Origin of the sequence: Frankia nepalensis (assembly GCF_016786325.1) — a bacterium.
Classification (GTDB): Bacteria; Actinomycetota; Actinomycetes; order Frankiales; family Frankiaceae; genus Pseudofrankia; species Pseudofrankia nepalensis.
Genome location: NZ_JADWYU010000133.1, coordinates 14,038 through 33,366 on the forward strand (window position 1 = coordinate 14,038; position 19,329 = coordinate 33,366).

Annotated in this window: 14 protein-coding genes; 5 read left to right on the forward strand and 9 right to left on the reverse strand. The window is 72.5% G+C overall.

Annotated elements, in window-relative coordinates; translation table 11 throughout:
- Positions 1–244 precede the first annotated feature (244 nt).
- Both I6A81_RS18180 and I6A81_RS18185 read left to right on the forward strand, forming a co-directional pair.
- Positions 245–1,162 carry an SIR2 family NAD-dependent protein deacylase gene (locus I6A81_RS18180; protein ID WP_203000282.1) on the forward strand — a complete coding sequence of 306 codons (918 nt, stop codon included), beginning with the start codon at positions 245–247 and terminating at the stop codon, positions 1,160–1,162.
- The gene (locus I6A81_RS18185) at positions 1,162–2,988 is read left to right on the forward strand and encodes an nSTAND1 domain-containing NTPase (protein ID WP_203000281.1); all 1,827 of its coding nucleotides are present in this window, start codon (positions 1,162–1,164) and stop codon (positions 2,986–2,988) included. Before I6A81_RS18180 ends, I6A81_RS18185 begins: the two co-directional genes overlap by 1 nt.
- 129 nt (positions 2,989–3,117) lie before the next feature.
- On the opposite strand, the gene I6A81_RS18190 is transcribed toward I6A81_RS18185, so the two are convergent.
- Positions 3,118–7,275 (reverse strand): NB-ARC domain-containing protein, encoded by a 4,158-nt coding sequence (locus tag I6A81_RS18190; RefSeq protein WP_203000280.1) that lies wholly within the window; start codon positions 7,273–7,275, stop codon positions 3,118–3,120.
- 369 nt (positions 7,276–7,644) lie between these two features.
- Here I6A81_RS18190 and I6A81_RS18195 point away from each other — a divergent pair, with 369 nt between their 5' ends.
- Entirely contained in the window at positions 7,645–8,022 is a 378-nt protein-coding gene (locus I6A81_RS18195; protein WP_203000278.1) for a nuclear transport factor 2 family protein, read from the forward strand.
- A gap of 112 nt (positions 8,023–8,134) precedes the next feature.
- On the opposite strand, the gene I6A81_RS18200 is transcribed toward I6A81_RS18195, so the two are convergent.
- The 4 genes from I6A81_RS18200 to tuf form a co-directional block, all read right to left on the reverse strand.
- Positions 8,135–9,169, reverse strand: coding sequence for an asparaginase (locus I6A81_RS18200; RefSeq protein WP_203000276.1), 1,035 nt, complete (start codon positions 9,167–9,169; stop codon positions 8,135–8,137).
- Positions 9,170–9,314: 145 nt separating this feature from the next.
- Positions 9,315–9,929 (reverse strand): class I SAM-dependent methyltransferase, encoded by a 615-nt coding sequence (locus I6A81_RS18205; RefSeq protein ID WP_203000274.1) that lies wholly within the window; start codon positions 9,927–9,929, stop codon positions 9,315–9,317.
- A gap of 404 nt (positions 9,930–10,333) precedes the next feature.
- The gene (locus I6A81_RS18210) at positions 10,334–10,978 is read right to left on the reverse strand and encodes a hypothetical protein (RefSeq protein ID WP_203000272.1); all 645 of its coding nucleotides are present in this window, start codon (positions 10,976–10,978) and stop codon (positions 10,334–10,336) included.
- Between the two features lie 267 nt (positions 10,979–11,245).
- Entirely contained in the window at positions 11,246–12,424 is a 1,179-nt protein-coding gene (tuf, locus tag I6A81_RS18215; protein ID WP_203000270.1) for an elongation factor Tu, read from the reverse strand.
- Positions 12,425–12,849: 425 nt separating this feature from the next.
- Between tuf and I6A81_RS18220 the strand changes: the two genes are divergently transcribed.
- A complete protein-coding gene (locus I6A81_RS18220; protein WP_203000268.1) occupies positions 12,850–13,491 on the forward strand; it encodes a hypothetical protein in 642 nt (213 codons plus the stop codon).
- A gap of 112 nt (positions 13,492–13,603) precedes the next feature.
- Here the strand turns inward: I6A81_RS18220 and I6A81_RS18225 are convergent, their stop codons facing one another.
- The 3 genes from I6A81_RS18225 to I6A81_RS18235 form a co-directional block, all read right to left on the reverse strand.
- Positions 13,604–14,470 carry a nucleotidyl transferase AbiEii/AbiGii toxin family protein gene (locus I6A81_RS18225; RefSeq protein ID WP_203000266.1) on the reverse strand — a complete coding sequence of 289 codons (867 nt, stop codon included), beginning with the start codon at positions 14,468–14,470 and terminating at the stop codon, positions 13,604–13,606.
- A gap of 376 nt (positions 14,471–14,846) precedes the next feature.
- Complete coding sequence (locus tag I6A81_RS18230) at positions 14,847–16,277, reverse strand: DEAD/DEAH box helicase (protein WP_203000263.1); 1,431 nt, start codon at positions 16,275–16,277, stop codon at positions 14,847–14,849.
- 963 nt (positions 16,278–17,240) lie between these two features.
- A complete protein-coding gene (locus I6A81_RS18235) occupies positions 17,241–17,717 on the reverse strand; it encodes a DUF4362 domain-containing protein (RefSeq protein ID WP_203000261.1) in 477 nt (158 codons plus the stop codon).
- 245 nt (positions 17,718–17,962) lie between these two features.
- Here I6A81_RS18235 and I6A81_RS18240 point away from each other — a divergent pair, with 245 nt between their 5' ends.
- Positions 17,963–18,811 carry a hypothetical protein gene (locus I6A81_RS18240; RefSeq protein WP_203000259.1) on the forward strand — a complete coding sequence of 283 codons (849 nt, stop codon included), beginning with the start codon at positions 17,963–17,965 and terminating at the stop codon, positions 18,809–18,811.
- Between the two features lie 271 nt (positions 18,812–19,082).
- Here I6A81_RS18240 and I6A81_RS18245 read toward each other — a convergent pair whose 3' ends face one another.
- Positions 19,083–19,328 carry an Imm51 family immunity protein gene (locus I6A81_RS18245; RefSeq protein WP_203000257.1) on the reverse strand — a complete coding sequence of 82 codons (246 nt, stop codon included), beginning with the start codon at positions 19,326–19,328 and terminating at the stop codon, positions 19,083–19,085.
- Position 19,329 lies beyond the last annotated feature (1 nt).

Consider the following 19,329-nt stretch of genomic DNA (forward strand, 5'->3'; position numbering starts at 1 on the left):
CGCGGCACGCGGCGCCGCGACCGGGTCGGCGGGAGGGCCGGCCGGCGCCGCGGGGCGGCCGACCACCGGGTTACCGGTAAACGAACGACGGCCGGCCTGTCGAATTCGCCCACGGTCATCGGCCGCCGTCGGGTATACAGAAATGCGGTGAGCCTTCGGCCGACGCGGTCGTCGACGCGGGCGTACAGGCGGCGACGGGCATGGCCACGGCTACTGGCCACGGGCGAGATCGGCGGGGCCATCGTTGGACGACAAGGACTGGAGCCGACTCGTCGACCAGCTCAAGAACGGGGCGTGCACGCCGCTGCTCGGGGCCGGCGCGATGCCGCGTGACGAGCGTGCCGCCGGGCCGGGCGGAGTCATCCGTGCCGGGCCACCGAGCCTGCTGGACGGGTTCGACTGGCTGGTCGGCGCCGCGAGGGCCGAGGGAGACGACGCGCGCGCCGGGCCGGTCGACCCGATCCACCGGCGGGAGCCGGCGTTCGTCCGCCAGCAGGTCGCCGACGAGGTCATGGCCGTCCCCGCGCCGGACTTCGAGGTGCCGACCGAGCCGCACGCGCTGCTCGCCGGGCTGCCGCTGCCGGTGTATCTCACCACCAACTACGACGGATTCCTCACGCAGGCGCTCCGCCGGCGGGGAAAGAATCCACGTTCCGCCATCTGCCCGTGGAATATCGGCGCGGAGGCGGTCGGTTCCCGCGCGGCGGAAGAAGCGCTGCTGCGGTTCCCGAACTCCCGCGAGCCGGTCGTCTACCATCTCCATGGAAGCGCCCGTCACCCGCGCTCGATGGTGGTCACAGAAGAGGACCACCTGGAGTTCCTGCTCGGTCTCGCGGCCGACCGCGGCGACGGCCGGCAGTTGATACCGACACAGCTTCGCCCGGCGCTCACCACCCGCCCTCTCCTCTTCCTCGGATACGACATCGAAGACTGGACGTTCCGGTTTCTTTTTCATGGACTGCTGCGCACGGTCGCCGCGATGGAGCCGCGACGGCGCGCCGTCCTGCAGCTCTCCCCACCGGGGCCCGCGGACCAGCCGGACCGTGTCGCGGAGGCGCAGCGCTATCTGACGGGCTACTTCCAGCGCTGGAACATCGCGGTCTTCTGGGGAGACCTCGCTGAGTTCTGCGCGGCGCTCGGCGCCCGACTGGGGTGGGCCTGATGCCGCCGGTACGCCCATACCTCGGGCTGCGTTCCTACGACGCCGACGACCGGCATCTCTTCCACGGCCGCGAGCAGGAGACCGAGAACGTCCGGGCGCTGTGGGAGTCGAACCGGCTGGTGGTGCTGTTCGGCCAGTCCGGCGTCGGCAAGACGTCGCTGCTGCGGGCGGGCATCCTGCCCCGGCTCGTCGGCGAGGCCGCCGAGGTGCTGCCGCTCGGCCGCGTCTCGCAGGGCACCGCCTTCCCGACGGCCGGCATGCCGAACCTGAACCCCTACACCTACTCGCTGCTGTCGACGTGGTCCCGGGCGACGTCCCCGGCCCAGCTCACCGGCATGACGATCACCGCGTTCCTGCGCGGCCTGGAGGACCAGCGGGACCGCTTCGGCGACCCGGTCCCGCTCTACGGCGCGATCGACCAGTTCGAGGAGCTGTTCTCGGACCTGCCGCACCGGATCGGCTACCGGGAGGACTTCATCGCGGACCTGCGGGAGGCCACGGCGGCGGTGCCGCGGCTGCGGCTGCTCGTCTCGATCCGTGAGGACGCCCTCGCCCGCCTGCTGCCCTACGAGCAGGACATCGTGCCGTCGGGCGTCTGCCGATATCCGATGCTGTCGCTGCGGCCCGACGCCGCGCTCGCGGCGGTGACGGGCCCCCTCGTCGGCACCGGCCGCGCCTTCGCCGCGGGCGTCGCCGAACGGCTGGTACAGGACCTGCGCACCGTCACGTTCACCAACACGCTCGGGGAGCGCCGCACCGTCGAGACCGACACGGTCGAGCCCAGCCACCTGCAGATGGTCTGCGCCGCGCTGTGGGACGCCCTGCCGGAGGACGTGGAGCTGATCTCCTTCCAGCACCTGCAGGACCACGCCGACATCGACCGCATGCTCGGCAACGCCTGCTCGCGCGCGATCGCCGAGGTGGCCGCGCGGCACGGCCTGGCGGCCGCCGAGCTGTGGCGATGGGTGAAGGCCCAGTTCATCACCGAGCTGGGCACCCGCAGCACGGTCTACGAGGGGATCAGCTCGACCGCCGGAATGGCGAACTCGGTCCCCCGCGAGCTGGCCCGGCTGTTCCTGCTGAGGGCGGACGACCGGGCCGGGTCCCGCTGGTACGAGCTGCTCCACGACCGGCTCATCGAGCCGATCCGCGCGGGCGCGCGGTCCTGGTCGGGCGTCGACGAGGAGCCGACCCATTCCCGCAACGCGCTGCTGCTGCGCACCGCCGAGAGCGCGCTCGCCGACGGAGACCTGGCCCTGGCCGAGCAGTACGCCACCGAGGCGGTCCGCTTCAGCACCGATCCGGGCGACGGCCGGTTCCGCGCGGAGGTGGAGGCGCTGCTCGCGCACATCTCGGCCGGACGCAACCGGCCGGACGAGGCCGCCGAGCGGTACCGCACCGCGGCGGCGGCGTTCGACGCGCTCGGGGACCTGCCGGCGGGCGGCGGGGCGCTCGCCTCCCTGGGCCGGCTGCTGTTGCTGCAGGGACAGGTCGCGGGCGCCGTGGACGAGCTCGCCTCCGCCTCGGCGCGGCTGCCCGGCGACATCGAGCTGCGCACCGACCACGCCCTGGCGCTCGCCAGGGCCGGCCTGCGCCACGCCGCGATCGGCGTGCTCAACAGCGCCCTGGCTGTCGAGCTCGGCAACGTCGAGGCGCTGGCGCTGCGCGGGATCCTGCACGCCGAGAGCGGATCGGCCGCGGCGGCGCTGCGTGACCTGGAGATGGTCGAGCGGCTGTCACCCCAGACGGCGCGGCGGCCCGACGTGGCGGCGGCGCGCGACCGGGCGCTACGGGAGCCGGGGGAGACCGGCCAGCCCCGCCCCTAGCGCCGTCGAAGTACCAGCGCCATCGAAGTACCAGCGCCGTCGAAGTACGGGCGGCGTCGCGGTAGCGGGCGGTCGGCCCGACCGCGGCGGGCATCGCCCCGAGACCGACCGGTCTCCCTCCCCTCGGGATCAGCCCGCCAGGTCGAACAGGTACAGCCCGCGGGCGCCGCCGACGGCCAGCCGGGTGGGGCCGGTCCACCGGCAGCAGTGCAGCGCCCCGTCCAGCCGGATCATGGTCGCAGCCGCCCCGTCCGGGGACCAGATCCGGGCGGTGCGGTCCCGGCTGCTCACCGACGCGATCCAGGCGCCGTCAGGGGAGACCGCGAGCGCGACGACGCCGTCGCGGTGCCCGGACAGCACATGCCGTTCCACTCCGCCGGCTGGGTCCCAGATCCGCACACAGGCGTCCGCCCCGCCCGAGGCGAGCCAGGACCCGTCCGGCGCCGCGGCCAGCGCCCAGACGTCGTGAAGGTCGCCGCCGAGGACGAGGCGCCAGGCCCCCGCGGCGACGTCCCAGATCCGGATGGTCCCGTCGATGCCGGCCGAGGCGAGCCAGGACCCGTCCGGCGCCGCCGCGAGCCACGGCACCCGGCTGGTGTGGCCGTCGAAGACGTGCAGCGGTGCCGAACCCGGCCCGCCCGCCGGGTCCCACACGCGGACGGTCGCGTCCCCGCCGGCCGAGGCGAGCCACGACCCGTCGGCGGGCGCGGCCAGCGCCAGCACCCCCTGGCCGTGTCCGGTGAGCACGGCGCGTTGCGCGCCGGAGGCCGGGTCCCACAGCCGGACCACCGCGTCCGGCCCACCGGTGGCCAGCCACGATCCGCGCGGGTCCGCGAGCAGCGCCGAGACCGGCGCCGCCCGCCCGGCCGACGCGAGCACGGTGTGCGTGCCCTCGCGCGGCCTCCACAGCCGCGCCACGTTGTCGTCGTCGAGCGAGGCGAGCCACTGCCCACCGGGCGGAGCGGCCAGCGCTCGCACGGAGGTCGGGTGCCCGGTGAGCGCCGCGCGTTCCTCGCCGGCGCCGGCGTCCCACAGCCGCAGCACCCCGTCGCCCGCGCCGACCGCCAGCCAGCCGTCGGGACCGGCCGCCTCGAGCGCGCTCACGCCGCGGATCCGGCCCACCGGCTCGGCCCGTTCCGCGCCGACCGCGGCCGGGTCCCACATCCGTACCGTTCCGTCGCCCCCGGCGGACGCGAGCCACGACCCGCTCGGCGCGGCGACCAGCGCGTGCGCGGGCCGCGCGTGCCCGGGCACCAGCACGCGGTTGCTCACGGCCCGCGGGTCGGCGACCTGGATCGTCCCGTCCCCGGCGGCGGACGCCAGCCACGACCCGCCGGGCGCGACGACGAGCGCGGTCACGTCGCCGGCGTGCCCGGCGAGCACCCGCCGCTCGACCCCGCGGACCGGATCCCACAGCCGCACCCGGCCGTCGCCGCCGCCGGAGGCCAGCCAGGAGCCGTCCGGGGCCGCGACGAGCGTCACCGGGCCGGCGGGACCGCCGGCGCCGCTGGGCCGCGCCGGCAGCGGCGGCGGTGGCGGCGGCGGGCCGGATCCCTGCGCGAGCAGGGCGGCCGGATCCCACAGCCGGACGGTGCCGTCGCCGCCGCCGGACGCGAGCCAGGACCCGCCCGGCTCGACCGCCAGCGCCGACACCCAGCCGGCATGCGCCTGCATCGACGCGGCGCACACACCGGTGGCCAGGTCCCACACCCGCAGCGAGCCGTCGCCGGCGCCGACGGCGAGCCACCGGCCATCCGGCCCGACCACCATCGCGGAGACCCAGGCACCGGTCCCGGTCAGCACCTGCCGGACCGCGCCGTCCTTCGTGCCCCAGATGCGCACGGTGCCGTCGCCCGCGCCCCCGGAGGCCAGCCATGACCCGTCCGGCCCGGCCACCAGCTGCGCGACCCGACCGCTGTGCCCGGTCAGCGTGTGCCGCGGCCGGCCGGTCTCGACGTCCCAGATCCGCACCGTCCCGTCCCGGTCGGCCGACGCCAGCCACGACCCGTCCCGGGAGGCGGCCAGCGCCGAGACGGGACCGCTGTGGCCGGCCCTCAGGACCCGGTCTCCCCCGTTGGGGAGGTGCCAGATCACCACGGTGCCCTCCCCGTCGCCGGCGTCCGCGCCTCCGCCCACGGCGAGCCACGACTCGTCCTCGGCCACCGCCAGCCCGGTGATGTGGCCGATCGGCCCGGTCAGGGTCCGCAGCAGCGCCGGGTCGGGCTGGTCGGGCAACGGCGGCACGACCGGCCGCAGCGCCGGGCCGGGCAGGCGGCGCAGCGTGCGCCGCGCGGCCGGCGCGAGCACCTCGATGCCGGCGGCGTAGGCGGCGAGCGTCGCGACGACGGCCTGTGGCTGGTCGCCGGTGTCCCGCAGGTTCGCCGTCTGCCGGACGAGCCGGGCCAGCGCGAGCGCCACCGGGTGCGCGCCGAGCAGGGCCAGGTCGGCCTCCACGCTGGCGGGCCCCACCGTCCGGATCTTGGCGGCCACCCAGCGCAGGTCCTGGACCAGCGCGGCGAGCCTGTCGTGCTCCCCGGCCTCGGCCAGGTGCACGGCCAGGTGCTCCCAGAGGTACCGCTCCTTTTCCGGCAACCGCCACCATGCCGGCTGCCCTTCCTCGGCGGGCAGGTCGCGGGCACGCGCGGCGAGCAGCCGGGCGTGCACCTCGGGCAGCCGCGCGCCGAGCCGCCCCTGGAGGTACTCGTGCATGACGTCGTGCAGTCGCAGCCCGCCGTCCTCGCCCGGCACGGCCAGGACCAGCGACAACTCGGTCAGCCGCAGGCAGAACCGGCTGGTCTGCAGCCGGCCCCACCCGGCGGTGTGCCGCCAGAGCACACCCAGCAGATCCCGCGGGATCGTCGCGCCCCTCGGGAACGCGGCCAGGTCCACGAAGCGTTCGAGCGCCCCGTCCCCGAACGCGTCCATCTCGCCGAGCAGGCGCAGGCTCGCCTCGACGGTCGCCGCGACCGCCCGCTCCCGGCGGGTGCTGTCGTCGAAGGCCGCGAGGCCCTCCTCGTCGAGGCCCTCGGTGACCTCGGTGAGCGCCCCGGCGAGCGGTCGGCCGTCGAGCAGCATGCCGTGCAGGTGCCCGGCGACCAGCCGCAGCAGCACCGGCCAGTAGCCGCAGCGCCGGGCCAGCGGCCCCGCGCGGTCGTCGTCGAGTTCCGGTACCGCGTCGGTGAGCAGCCGCGCCGCCTGCTCGGGCGCCATGACGTCGACGTCGACCAGCACGCAGTCCATCGGCAGGAGGGCCCGATCCCGGGTGGTGACCAGCCGGCGGCAGTGCCGCCCGCCCTCCCGGAACGGCCGTAGCTGCTCCGCGCGCCACACGTCGTCGATGATCAGCAGGATCCGGCGCTCGCCGAGCAGGTCACCGAGGCGCGCGCCGGCCTGCTGGGGATCCGCCGGCCCGGGCCCGACCGCCCCGAGCGCGGTCGCGCATTCGTTGATCTTCGCGGCGAGCCGGGCGCCGGCGAGGTCGGGACCGATGTCGATCCAGAGGTGCCCGTCGGGAAACCGGGCCAGGATCTCGGGCCGGTCGGCGATCACCGCGGCCAGCGTCGACTTCCCGAACCCCCCGCCGCCGCGTACCGCCACGGGCGCCGGGTCGTCCGAGGTGAGCGCCGTGATCAGCCGCCCGGTGAGCTCGGGCCGGTCCACGACGTGCTCGACCGCCGGGCGTGACCGCGGCGGCGGGGCGGGAGGGCGAGGCAGGACGGCCGCCGCCTGGCGCTCGGCCCGCGCCCGGCGCTCCTGCAGGCTCACGAGCGCCCGGGTGATCTTGGTTTCGAGCTCCTCGGGAGACCCGACCAACGTCACGACCAGGTTCGCCTCGTCCATGATCCGGGTGCGGAAGGCGATCTGGCGGGCGCCGTACCGCACGTCGGCGAGCCACTCATGGGTGCCCAGGGTGCGCTTGGCGTCGAGAAGGAACACCAGGCGTTCCCGGCCGAGCCCGGTCGCGGTGTCGAACTCCAGCTCCGTATAGGAGACGTCGTCGCGCCCGCGCACGGGGGAGCCGTACCGGAAGCCGATGAGGCCCAGGTAGATGTCGCAGTCACCGACCCGACGCCGGCACATCTCGGCCGGGTCGACGTCCTCTGACTCGAAACCGGACATGTCGACCGGGACGTGCCCCGAATCCACGATCGCTCGTTTCGCGGCCGCGAGGAACGGCAGCCGCGCGGGGTGCTGGGTAAGTTCGCTGGTGTGGCTGATGAAGATTCGCCACGGCGGCTTCGGCCCGGAGCCACCCGCCGCACCTTGATCTCCCCCGAAGAGATCCATCGCGCACTCCTTGGTGACTTGTCGCACTACGCTACCTGTATCGGGCGCCAACCGCGCTCAACCCGCACAGGCGGTACGCATCGGGGCGATTGCGCGCGGGCGGCGCGCCACGCGGGTCCGCCGGCGGGTCCAGGCCGGGCCGGTGAGTCGTGACAGAGGAGCCGTGACAGCGGACTCCTGGCAGTGACGAGAGTCAGGCACCAGTCGCCGCGGCTTTCCCGCTTCTGACGGAATTCGGCGAATCCGCGGGAACTACACGCCAGCGATTGGCTTCGTTACTGCCTGTTGCGGGTGGGTGAAGCGCGTTCGGCCCTCGATCAGGCCGCGCATATCGTCAGGCGGTCGCGACGGGAGGATGGAGGCTGGGCCATGGCGGAGGACGGCCGCGCGGACGAGCTGCGAGAGGCCGAGCGTCGGCTGCAGGCCGCGCAGCTCGCGGCTGACGCGGACGAACTGGAACGGTTGCTCGACGACCGGCTGGTGTTCACCGGTCCCGACGGCCTCCTCTACTCGAAGCAGGACGACCTCGAGATCCAGCGTTCCGGTGCGCAGGCCCTCACCGAGGTCAGCGAGGAGGAACTCGCCGTCCTGGTCGAGGGACGCCTGGGCGTCACCTGGTTCCTGGGCACCCTGGCCGGGGTCCTGAAGGGTTCGGCCTTCACCGCGCGGGTCCGCTATACGCGGACCTGGGTGCACACCGACGAGCACGGCTGGCGGCTGCTGGCGGCACACGTCAGCTCGGTGTGACGGCCCAAGGCGCCGTCACCCCGCCCGCGCCGTCACCCGACCCGCGCGCGCTCGGAGGCGCGCCGAGTCGAGGACGGCGGGGCCGTGGCAGGGTCTCCGATGACCGTGATGGCTACCCGCGGGAGGCGCGGGGCCCGACCCTGGCGCGCAGGTCCGCCGACCAGCCGAGCTCGCCGACCTGCTCGCCGCCGCCGGTGACCGGGACGGCGCGCCACCGTCGCACGGACGGCCTGGCCCCGAAACCCCAGTAGCTCAGCGCGGCGGCGAGCAGCGGCGCCAGCCCGCGCGCCGCGCCGTCGTCGAGCTTGGCCGCGAACGAGCGCCCGTCGGGCAGCGAGGCGGCGATCACCGCCTCGGCGCCGTCCTTGGCCAGCAGACCCGGCACGTCGGCGACGAGGTGCGTGATCGACCGCCGGGTTCCCCCGATATGACGGGGATGGTCCTGCATCGCCGACGTCACGAGCCTGGCTGGTCCGTCCGCCGCCCGGCTCAGCGCGGCGAAGGACCGCGCCAGCCCGACCAGGCTGATCGCGTGCGCGGGAGCGCCGCAACCGTCGACCGCGGTCGCGGCGACCGGCTCCCCGGCGTACCGCGCGACCGTCTCCCGGATGAGAACCTGCAGCGGATGCGCCGGCAGTAGGTAGGTGCTCGTGTCCCACCCGGCCGCGCGGCCCGTCGCGAGCATCGCGGCGTGCTTGCCGGAGCAGTTGTGGCAGATCCTCGCCGGCTCGCCGCCCTGCCTGACCCACTGGAGACGTGCCTCCTCGTCGCCGGGCCAGGCCGGCGGGCAGCGTAGCGCCTCCTCGTCCAGGCCCGCCGCGGCGAGGATCGCTCGGACCGTCTGGCGGTGCACGGGTTCGCCGTCATGACTGGCGGCCGCGAGGGCCAACTGCTCGTGTCGTCCCGGGTAGCCGGCGTCGACCATGGCGGCCACCTGCAGCGGTTTGAGGCAGGAGCGGGCGAAGACGGGCCGGTCCGGGGTGCCGAGAGCGACCTCGACCGCGCCGTCGGCGCCGAGAAGGACGAGCGAGCCACGATGCCAGGACTCGACAGTCCCCGACCGCGTCGCCGTGAGCAGGACCGGAGCCGCGCCGCTACCCATGCACACGCCGCCGGCTGGTCCGGGCAGACATACGACGATCGGCATCCGTAAGATCCACTACGTTCCGTGCCGCCACGATGTCGAGTCTGTCCGCCGCGGGCGCCCGCCCGCCTTTTCCTGTCACCGGGAACACTGATCCGGTGAGCGTCGGTACGGCCCGCCGGCCGGGTTCACCGGCGATCAGACCTGCTTACGCCCGTTTCGACGCGACGCCCTCGTAGGCGAAGGTCGTCAGCTCCGGCCAGCCCAGCCGGTAGGTCGTGACGGTCGCCAGGGTGAGGCCGGACCTCTCGACGAGCTCGGCGATGGGCCGGTTGAGATGGCAGCCACCGGCGATCTTTCCCCAGTACGGGTCGAGCCTGTCCTGCCGCCGGGCGACGCGGGGGTTGGGCGAACGGCCGTGCTCGACGAAATGCAGGCTGCCGCCGGGCCGCAGTACCCGGCGTACCTCCGCCAGTGCCCGCGCCACGTCGGGGATGGTGCACAGCGTCCAGGTGACCAGCACATTGTCGACGGATTCGTCAGGCAGGGCGAGCCGTTGTCCGTCGTCACCGACGAAATCGACGGGTACCGCCGCCTCGGCAATGCGCTTGGCGGCCAGTCCGCGGCCCACGGCCGCGGGCTCCACCGCCATCAGGCGGTCGACCGCCGGCGGGAGGTGGGGCACGTTGCGGCCCGAGCCGAACCCGATTTCCAGAACCTCCCCGGACAGGTTGGCGGCGACCCGCGCCCGCACGCCCTCCACGGGCCGGCCGAGGACGACGTCAATGAGCCGGGGCAGCACCCGGTCGTCGTAGAAGCCCATGGTCTCTCTTCACGTCCGACGGGCTGGGGCCGTCGTCCACGCGGAGCACGCGCCACCAGCCCGCGGCCGGCCGGCCTCACGACCGGCCGCGCGGCCCCGCCCGTCACGGAACGTCCTATCCCAGGACGGCCGGCCTGAACACGTCCTCGCACCACCGGCGGAAACTGGTGGGCACGGTTTCGGGGGTGCTCGGCTCGCCGGCACCGTAGAAGCCCTGCTCGTTCAGGGCCTCGGCTTCGTGTGATGTCGCGCCGCTCGGCGTCCGCCTCGGTGTGCCCAGTCGCGCCGGTGGCCCGACCCGGCTGACCCCCGCGCACGCGGAGGGCGACGGGCGGCGTCGTCCACGGGACGGTCGCCGCGGACCGCTGCCAGGTGAGCGGACCGTTGCCAGGCGAGCGCTCCCATTAGGTCAGGAGCCGCCGCCATCGGGCGTGCATCGCGGCGAGCAGGTCGACCAGGCCGGTGTCCGTCACGCCCGTCGACTTGAGCCGTGTGGCCTTGGGGAGGCCGAACGCGCCGCGCAGGTCCTCGACCGGTCCGCCAGCGTCGAGCCTCACCAGGCTCGCGGACCCTCCGGCGCGATCGACGGCCGTGGCGAAGCAGACGGAGCGGGCGGCGGGCGCGGCCGCGACGTCACCGTGGCGGTAGTAGCCCTCCTCGTGGTTGGCGAAGATGGCGCGGCCCGCGTCAGTCGAGGTGTCGACCATCAGCGCGCGGTAGGTCATGGCGATGCCGTCGGGGCGATGGCGGGCGGACCGGCAGACCTCCGTGGGCTCCCATAGCTCGGCGTTGGTGGCCAGGTGGACGAGCAGGTCGAACGTGTCGGCCACCGACGGCGCGAGGGACCACATCTTGTCCTCGAGGCGCAGTACGGCGTAGCCGGCCTGGCCGGGTGCGTCCGCCAGGATGTTGTAGATCATCACGATCTCGGGGTGCGCGTCGGTGCCCTGCTGCGCCGTCAGGAACGCATCCGCGACCCGGCCGAGCGGGCCGGACCCGTGGTCTGGCCCGCTCGGCAGCGGGATGACCGGCCCGCGATCATCAGTCACGCCGGTGACCTCCTCGTATGACGTCCAGCCGAGTCCTCGTCCCACAGGCGAATGACCGCGTTCATGATCTTATCTCCCTCGCGGGGGAGCCGAGTCGTCCTCCTGATCGAACTCGGCGGTCCGGAGGCCCGGCAGCAGGCCGGCCGCCGCGACGCGTCGAAGAGGGCGCTGGCGCGCGCCGTCCGGGTGGGCGGATGGCTGGACGCACCCACCCGGACGGGTTGTCGCGGACTCGGTTGTCGCGGGCTGTTGCCGTGGGCCGCCTTGTCAGTCGAGGACGGAGATGACCGTGCCGGCACCGACGGTTCGGCCGCCCTCGCGGATGGCGAAGCCGAGCCCGCTCTCCAGCGGTACCGGCTTGCCGAGCCACACCGTCATCTCGGCCGTGTCGCCCGGCAGCGCGACGCCGCCCTCACCGAGGTCGACCTCGCCGACCACGTCCGTGGTCCGCAGGTAGAACTGCGGTCGGTAGCCGGACGCGACGGCGGTGCGCCGGCCGCCCTCGGCCGCCGCGAGCAGGTGAACCCGCGCGACGAACCGCTGGTGGACCGTCACGGTCCCCGGCGCCGCGACGATGGTGCCGCGCCGCACCTGGTCGCGGTGCACGCCGCGCAGCAGCAACGCGACGTTGTCCCCCGCCTGGGCGGACTCCATCGGCTTGCCGAATGTCTCCAGCCCGGTGACCACTGTCGCCAGCTGCGTGCCGAGGCCCCGCACCTCCACCCGGTCGCCCGCGCGGACGGTACCCCGCTCGATGGCCCCGGTCACCACCGTCCCACGGCCGGTGATGGTCAGGACGTTCTCGACCGGAAGGAGGAACGGCGCGGTGGTGTACCGGTCGGGAACCGGGACGTGGCTGTCGACGGCGTCGAGCAGCACCCGGATCGAGGCCATCCACTCCGGGTCTCCCGCCAGGGCGCGCAGGCCGGACACCCGGATCACCGGAACCTGGTCACCCGGGTAGCCGTGCGCCGCCAGCAGCTCGCGGATCTCCAGCTCCACCAGGTCGGCGATCTCCGGGTCGGCCGCGTCCGCCTTGTTCAGCGCGACCACCACGTGCCGGACCCCGACGTGCCGAGCCAGGAGCACATGCTCGGCCGTCTGCGGCATGACGCCGTCCAGCGCGGACACCACCAAGATGGCGCCGTCGAGCTGAGCCGCACCCGTGATCATATTCTTCACGTAGTCGGCGTGGCCCGGCATATCCACGTGGGCGTAGTGCCGACTGGCGGTCTCGTACTCGACGTGCGCGATGTTGATGGTGATACCGCGCGAGATCTCCTCCGGAGCGCGGTCGATCCAGTCGAACGGGACGAACGCGCCAGAGCCGCCGTCGGCGAGAACCTTGGTGATCGCGGCGGTGAGCGTCGTCTTCCCGTGGTCGACGTGACCCATCGTGCCTATGTTGAGGTGCGGCTTGGTGCGGACGTAGGCCTGCTTGGCCATCGTTTTTCCTCGGTGCTCGATGCCCGTGAGCCCCTGCGCCCTACCGACCCTTCCCCTCTGGGGCTCCGGACGGTCCGGGAAGGGTCAGCGTCGCGCGCCGCCGGGCAGCACGACGGCGACCAGCGCCGAGAAAGGCAGCACGACGGCACCCGCGACCGAGGCGGGCCAGAAGGCGTCGTGCCGGAACATGGCGTTCATCGTGACCGGCGAACGCAAAACCGGCAAATGCATTTCCGCGCCGGCCGGCGCCCCGATGGAACTGGATCGTCCCTCGGTCGTGGGTCAGTAAGCTGTCGCGTTCGCCCCAACGTCGGTCGCCTCGATGCCGACGGTGATGCTGAGGCCCTGATCGTGGGCGGGTTGGGGCGCCCCGACGATGGATCCCCGCCGGTCCGGGTGCGGCGGGGACGCGGGATGATTCGAACGTGTGGTCTGGCGACTTCGAGGTCCATCTGACCTGCCCGGCGAGGAAGGCGGTGGCGCTGGCGAGGTTCGCCGAGCAGCATGGCGCCAAGTTCAGCCACATCGAACTCGACCAGGGGGTGGCCCCCTCGCAGCCCATGCTGACGGTGTTCGGTAGCGGGACGTGGACGGAGATCCAACGGCTGGCGGCCCACTGGCGCGCTGGTCTTGAGGCTGCCGGGCTGCGGGTGCTTCGGGCGAAGATCGAGGCGGCGCTCTGGAATGATGGCGTTCCCGAGCTCGACGAGCATGCCCGGGCTGGCCTGTACTTCGAGCATCACGTCAAGGTCCGGCTGCCGCCCGGCGACGAACGTGTGCTGGGCGAGCTGACGTCGGCGGTGCGGGACCACGGAGCCCGCCCGTCACGGAACGCCCGTCGGGTCCACACCGAGGACTGGGAAGACAGGTTTGTCACCCAGCGCTGCCACGGGGTCGGCCGACGTACCGCCACTGGCCGGCTCGACGCCCTTCTGACGGCGGTCCGGATCGGCGGGTTCGAGGTGCTGGAGGTCCAGCAGGAATATGTCGTGCATGACGACGCGGCACACCTCGACACCGGATGGCTTGAACGCGAGCCAGCCCGCGGCTCGGCCTGGTGGCAGTAGGGCCACATGAGCGACGGCCCCGCCATCGCGACTGGATTTCCGGGCGGGCCCGTGGACGCATGCCGCCCCAGGCCTCCAGCCCGAAGCAGGTCTCCCGCGTGGAACAGGAAGATCAATTATCGGCGAGCGCCGCGCCCAGGCGGTTCAGCCAGGATCGGGCGTCGCCCTCGATGTGGGGGTGCTGAGCGCGGAAACGATCCCAATCCACCTGGTTGGGCCGCAGCATCCTGACCACTTCTAGATCGTCCAAACGCACGAGCAGGTCGCAAAGACGAGCAAGGGGCACTGGCATGTGTTCGGCGAGCAGAACCGCGTCGTAAAGGTCTTTACCGCGCGCAGGGACGTCGTTGAGCAGCCAATGCACCTTCCACGCCAGGGAGAGCACCGGGGTCGCGGCCAGCATCCGGGTACCCAGCGGCGGGATCTCCACGACGACCGGCGCCTCGAGCATCCGCTCCCCGAACGCCAGGTCGACCTGGAGTACGTCCCGCTCGTCGCCCACGCCGTAGGGAAAAAGCAAGCGCGTCACCGGCGGCTGACGCCGCGCTCCCGACTGCTGCTCCGGACGCTCCTCCTGGAAACCATGGGGCAGTGGCGCCGATATCCGCGTGCCCGACCGTCGCGGTGGCACGCCGGACGGATAGCCGTAGTAGCCGTAGTAGCCGTAGTAGCCGTTGATGTCGTCGACCTCGATCTGGTCCGCGCGCAGACCTGGCACCGGGTCGTCGGTGAGCGCCGCCACGACGCCAGCCACCAGGGCCCCCTCGTCGACCTCCCACGTAGGTAGCCCATCCGCGCCGAGACCGCCGGTTACGACGAAGTCGATGTCCGCGGGCTCACGCGCGAGCTCACCCAGCCAGGCCTTCAGCACCACGCTGCCCCGAAGCACCAGATACTCGGCCCAGCCAGACGCCGACAGGACCCGCAAGGCGTGCACGACCGCCGCGCGGCGCGCGATCGGTCCGCCGGTCACCACCACGGCGCGATTAGACCATATGTTCGGATTGGCACCGTTACACAGGCCGAGATCGCCCACTGGCTGCCGGCCTGTCCCACCGACCGCGCCGTCTCGGCAGACCCAGACGGGGGCGGCGCCCCTGCCAGGCCGACGCACTCGCTGTGGATATCGCCGCTGGGTCCACAGGACCCTCCGCGAGCTGCGGAGGCCGCCTCCGGCGACAGCTGGAGCCTGCCTGGCCGGCCTGGGCAGGTGGGACGGTGGTTGCCCCGTGCCGGCGCGACGGATTGACGCGGTATGTGCGGAGGATCGGATGGCGGGTCTGACCGGGCGGTGGCGGATCGTCGAGTTCAGCTGGGACGGCGACGACGAAGGCGACCGGTCAGACCGAGTCTGGTCAGCGGGCGCGGCGTGCGCTGAACATCGCGGCGCTGTGGGTCGGTCGCGATCTGGGTCGCTCCGTGGGCGACGGGCCGGCCTCGTGATCGGGTGAGCTGGTACTAGCCGTGGCCATGGGCGGTCGAGACGCCGTGGACCGCCCGGAGCGGTGGCTGTGGTTGCCGGCGGGGCGGCGTCCACGCCGTCTGCCCGTTCGAGGTGTCGGCTCGGTGTCGCGGTTCGCGCCAGCCGGCACGCGTTGGGCTGGACTGGTTCTGGTCTCCGCCTGGACCGCGACCGCGGGGCTGGTGAGCGACCGAGCGCCGGGGGCGAGCGTGGCGAGTATCGGGTGATCGGCGGATGCGACCCGCGTGGTCGTCGCCCTGATGCCGGCGGCGCGGGCCAGCTGCGTGACCTCACGGATCTGCTCCGTGGTCGCCAGGGTGATGACGGTGCCGCTGTTGCCGGCGCGCGCGGTGCGCCCGGAACGGTGCAGGTATGCCTTGTGGTCGGCCGGTGGGTCGGCGTGGATCACGAGGGCCACGTTGTCGACATGGATGCCGCGGGCGGCGATGTCCGTGGCGACCAGCGCCGAAGCCCGGCCGGTGTGGAAGTCGTCGAGGTTGCGGGTACGGGCGTTCTGGCTCAGGTTGCCGTGCAGCTCGACCGTGGGCACGCCGGCGCGGTTGAGGTGGCGGGCCAGAGCCTTGGCGCCGTGCTTCGTGCGGGTGAACACGACGGTGCGGCCCGGTGCGCTGGACAGGTCAACGAGCACGGGGAGCCGGCTGTCCCGCTCGACGTGCAGCAGATGGTGCGCCATGGTGCCCACCGGGGACTGGGCGGAGTCGGCCTCGTGTACCGCGGGTTTGCTGAGGTACTGGCGCACCAGGGTGTCGATGGCCTTGTCCAGGGTGGCCGAGAACAGCATCCGCTGCCCGCCGGTCGGGGTCTGGCCGAGCAGCCGCCGTACGGCGGGAAGGAACCCCAGGTCGGCCATGTGGTCGGCCTCGTCCAGCACGGTGATCTTTACCTGTGCCAGCGAGCAGTGCCCCTGCGCGAGGAGATCCTCGAGCCGGCCGGGGCAGGCCACGACGATGTCGGTGCCCCGCCGGATCGCGGCCACCTGCGGGTTCTGGCCGACGCCGCCGAACACGGTGCACGAGGTGAGGCCGGCCGCGGCGGCGAGCGGCCGCAGAGCCGTGTCGATCTGCGCGACGAGCTCGCGGGTGGGCGCCAGAATCAGCGCGCGCGGAGCCCCGGCCCGGGCCCGGGGACCACCGGACAGTCGCGCGACCACGGGCAGGAGGAACGCGAGCGTCTTGCCGGACCCCGTGCGGCCCCGGCCGAGGACGTCACGTCCAGCGAGCGCGTCCGGCAGCGTCGCCCGCTGGATGGGGGTGGGGATCTTGATGTCGAGACGGGTGAGAACGTCGGTCAGGCGCGTGGGCACGCCCAGATCGGTGAACGAAGGCAAGAAAAGTCGCTATCTGTGCGGGTGTCCCGCCGACAACCGGGGATCCGAGGATCTCAACCGGTTACGCGCGGAGCGGAGGCCGATGCTGAGCAGCGGGTGCTACGACGCGCGGACAACTCGCGGCAGGAGCTCGACGAGCTGATACAGCCAGCATAGCTGGTCCGTGCGCCGCATCGGTGCTGACCAGTGCGGTGAGGTCGTCGGCGGGCAGCAGGCCGTCGCTGGTGGCCGCGCGGGCAGTGGGCCCCACCGGCGATGCCGGTGACGTGGTCACCGGCCGAGACGACGCCCCAAGGCCCCTGCTCGTTCGCGCTGTCGGCCGCCAACTAGCCAGTGGATCATCATCGTCGAGCTCGTGGCCGGCCGCGGAGGCGACAAAAATCTCAAAGAGGGCGCGTCGGCGGTGGTCCGTCGACGCGAGGCGGCGGTCGAGGCCGAGGAACGCGCGCTGCGCGGCGAGCGCACTGCCGGTGGCGCCGCCAGCGCGGTGGCCAGTGCGTACACCGCGTTCGACCGCACCGCCGCGTCGGCGTCGTCGAGTAGCGGGATCAGGAGCGAAACGTCCGCGGTGATCGCCTCACGAGCCGCGTCCAGTGTCCACTCGCCTGGGTGCCCCAGTTGTCGAAATGCATGTCCTCGGGTGCGTCGGCCACCCGGAGCAGGTCCTGACGCAGGTCGCGTCCGAAGTTGGTTGGGATGGCCAGCCTCGGCTGCCAGCAGCAGGTCGGCGCGATGCTGCGTGGCCGGGTTGGCGGCGTCGCGATCGCGCCTGTACTTATCGAGTCTCTCCCATGTCATCTGGAGGAGCTCATTCTCGTCCGCGGCGTCACCGACCGCACCTTCGTCAGCCACATGCCGATCATGCCGATCATGCCGACGGGCTCCGACAGAACTCCGTCCGAACTCCGTCCGAACTGGTCGGCGATCTCCTTGACTGTGTCAGAGCGGTTCGGGTGTGGTGCAGCCGTGGAGGCGAGCGGTGATGACATCGGCCCTGTGGGGCCGCGTCTCGCGGGTGTCGTCGATCGAGGTGCAGACGTAGCGCACCCGGTCTGGGGTGCCGACGCCGCGGAAGCGGTCCTGGCTGGTGTCTTGGATGACCGTGATGGTGCCGTTCGGGTCGCTGCTGAGGGAGTAGACGATCGGGTCGCCCTCGGTGGTGGTCGCGGTGCTCGTCAGCGTCGCGGCCTGGCCAGCCGCGACCGCCTCGACGAAACACCGCCGGGCGTCTCCGGCTGCCAGGTTCCCGGGATCGATCCGCTCGCTGCCGCAATACAGCGCGATTACTGCCGTGGACGACTGCTTGTCCGTGGCCGGCGGTTCCGACGGTGGGTTGCCACCACAGGCAGTCAACGTCAGGCAGCCGATCAGAGCCGCGGCAAGCAGGAAGAATCGGGCGAGATGCGGAGGTGCCATGATGCGTTGGATGCGCGGTCTCGCGATCTGGTTCCCGTCACCGCGTCCAGGCACGCCGGTCGCAGTTCGCTGACGGACGTGGTACCTGCTCCGGCGTAACCCAGCGTGGACCTGAACGAGACCCGCGCCCTACTGAGGAGGGACTTCGAATCGGGGCGACGGCTACCGCTACTGATCTCTAACATGTTCGGTCACATCGGCCACAGGCGGCACCCGAGGCGGTAGCCGGGTCTACGGTGATCGACGTGATCACATCACCCTTGTTCAGTTTTGACGTCGCTGGCCGGAGGGTCTTCGTCAGCACGGGTTCGAAGACGCAGACCGTCAACGTGTGCACGTCGGAGAACCGGCGCGGTGCCTACGACGCCCGGTACCGCCTTCCAGCCGCGGCGCGGATTACCGGCGCCGACCTGCCCGAGCTCGCGAGCCTGATGGCGCTGGGGGACTGGCTTCTCAGCACGCGCAGCGCCCAGTTGCTCGGTCCGTCGGGTGTCCCGGTCTCGATGCCGAATGTGCCGGCAACGGCGGCCGTGGGTCCGTGGCTCGCGGCGGCGGTCGGCATGGTGGAGCGGGCGATTGACGGACTGGTCGACGACTTCGTCAGGCATCCGTACCGGCATCGAGTTGAGCACTCCCTGCACCTTCAGCTGTTCCACGAACTCGTCGCGAACGCCGAGCTCGACGCGCTCGCCCCGATCGGCGCGTCGGGACCTCGGACGGGCCTGATCCACAAGGAGTGGCCCATGCCGGCCGACGACGGTGAACGTCGTGGGTTGTTCGACCTGGCGCTGCTCACGCCTGGTCAACTGGCCGTCGCCAGTCTTGAGCAGTTCCGGCAGGGCCGGATCGTCCCACCGGTAGCCGTCGAACTGGGCCTCGACTATGGGCGTAGCCATCTCGCCCAAGACCTCGCCGGTCTCGCTGCCAGCGGGGTGCCGCACGGCTACGTCGTGCACTTCACCCGGTTGGCCGCGTCGAAGGAGAAGGCCGAGGTCGAGGCCCTCGTCCACGCGGCTCACCCGAACGTGAAGATCGCCTACGCGCACGTTCAACCCGACGGCACGGTCACCGTCAAACACCTCGACGAGGCCTGAAACCGCCGTTTCAAGATCGGCTCTATCTTGCCATCGCGGTGAACCAACCGACGTGGGCCAGCACGTCCAGGAGCCACCCACGGCCGTCGGCCGCTACGCGGGCTGCCAGCGCATCCGAGATGTCCCAGAGGACCTGCGGCTTCTACGCATCCCACGGAAGTTGCAGCAGGAGCACCCGCATCGGCGCATCAGTCGTCGAATGTGAAGTCCGTCGCTTGCGCCAAGGCGATGAGTCGCCGCAGATGGACTTCGCTCGTCACCACCGGGATCATCAGTTTTTAAGTTCTTCCAGCGCTGCGTGATCGTGACTGTAGGCGACGAACATGCCCCCCTCGGGATCGTAAGTGAGGCGGTCGGCGAGGGCGGGGGCCTGAGCGCTGACCAAGAGTTGGGCTGCGCCCTCCCAGAAGTAGCCGTTGGGTTCATGGCCGAGCTGTTCGATGAGATCATCGACGTCGGTGGTTCCCGCCTCCAGCACCAGCTCGAATTGCCCAGCGGTGTTCTCGTACAAGCGCATG

Coding starts and splice junctions, on each gene's coding strand:
- I6A81_RS18245 (WP_203000257.1), bottom strand. CDS start 19,328: ATGCGCTTGTACGAGAACACCGCTGGGCAATTCGAGCTGGTGCTGGAG.
- I6A81_RS18195 (WP_203000278.1), top strand. CDS start 7,645: ATGGCGGAGGACGGCCGCGCGGACGAGCTGCGAGAGGCCGAGCGTCGG.
- I6A81_RS18190 (WP_203000280.1), bottom strand. CDS start 7,275: ATGGATCTCTTCGGGGGAGATCAAGGTGCGGCGGGTGGCTCCGGGCCG.
- I6A81_RS18200 (WP_203000276.1), bottom strand. CDS start 9,169: ATGCCGATCGTCGTATGTCTGCCCGGACCAGCCGGCGGCGTGTGCATG.
- tuf (WP_203000270.1), bottom strand. CDS start 12,424: ATGGCCAAGCAGGCCTACGTCCGCACCAAGCCGCACCTCAACATAGGC.
- I6A81_RS18235 (WP_203000261.1), bottom strand. CDS start 17,717: ATGGCACCTCCGCATCTCGCCCGATTCTTCCTGCTTGCCGCGGCTCTG.
- I6A81_RS18185 (WP_203000281.1), top strand. CDS start 1,162: ATGCCGCCGGTACGCCCATACCTCGGGCTGCGTTCCTACGACGCCGAC.
- I6A81_RS18205 (WP_203000274.1), bottom strand. CDS start 9,929: ATGGGCTTCTACGACGACCGGGTGCTGCCCCGGCTCATTGACGTCGTC.